A 1,091-nucleotide genomic window follows, 5' to 3' on the forward strand; every position below is an offset into this window, starting at 1 on the left:
CTTGGTCTGCTGTCGCTTCTTTGTTGATAAGACCATTCGCTAAATAGCCGTCCCAACGCGCTTTCGACGCTTCCATGTATTGAGTTGGATTCGCTAATACATCTTGCAATTTCAACGATTCTGACTGCACTTCTTTCGCATTGTGCAGGTTAGAATACGCCGTATAAACCGCCGATGTTTGCTCAGCTGGTAGGCTCATCTCCGCGGTAGAACTGAATGAGGTTTCGTTGGTGAACGTCTTAGTCGGTAGAGAACGAGTAATGCGGAACTCGGCATCGCGGTCATTACGGATCGCCCAGTTGTCTTTCATCTCGCTAAAGTTAATTTTAATGCCGTTCTCGATGGTCGAAATCTGGCGCTTGTAATCTGGGTAGTACTGCGCCACGGTTTGGTCTTTGCGCGTCGACAGCGCGTATTTCACCAACTCGCCGTCCCACTCCAACGCCAAGTTCATATCACGATCAGTTTTGTTAGTGATGAGCGTTTCCACCAGCGAAGAGCGATCAGTCACGAAGCGCAACACCATTTGCACGTGAATATCGTCCAAGTCCAACACCTGCACTAATGCCCCTGGAATGGAATAGACTTTCGCTTCTGCGTTCGATAAATCGTAAGTTTGGCCACTCACTTTGTCGGTCAACGTGAGCTTGTCGAACGTTTGGCCAGACATAAAATGCGCGTACTCTTGCGTCACTTGCATAATACCGCCGAAAGCGCCATAACCCGCCGCATCTTCAGGTAGCAAATGGCCATGCCACGCGCCGTTGTCCGTGAGTGCATTGTACTTCAGGTTCGAATAACTGTCGTAATCACGCAGGTAAGTTGGATTACCAGTGCGATCAATCACGTTAGTAAATTCTGAAGTTGGCGCCTGTGGTAAACGGATTTCAGTTTTATCATTGGAACCACATCCAACAAGCGAAATAGTAGCCCCGATCAGAATGGCAAGTGTGCTCTTTTTAAACATACTTTTTCCCTATTATTTACGTTATTTTTATATTCTCATTTATATAAATGAGTGTTTTTAGTGTGCAGAAGCCCGGCTCGCACTAAATAAGCACGAGCTTCCAATAATTATTCTTTTATTTTTC

The 1,091-nt window shown here is 46.1% G+C and carries 1 pseudogene; it reads right to left on the reverse strand.

The features are described from left to right. Nucleotides 1-967 (reverse strand): annotated as a pseudogene (locus tag R7Q41_RS24315) (alpha-glucosidase); the annotation flags it as partial. Nucleotides 968-1,091: the final 124 nt, after the last annotated feature.

The organism is Vibrio sp. 2096 (assembly GCF_033339595.1).
Lineage (GTDB): Bacteria > Pseudomonadota > Gammaproteobacteria > Enterobacterales > Vibrionaceae > Vibrio > Vibrio alginolyticus.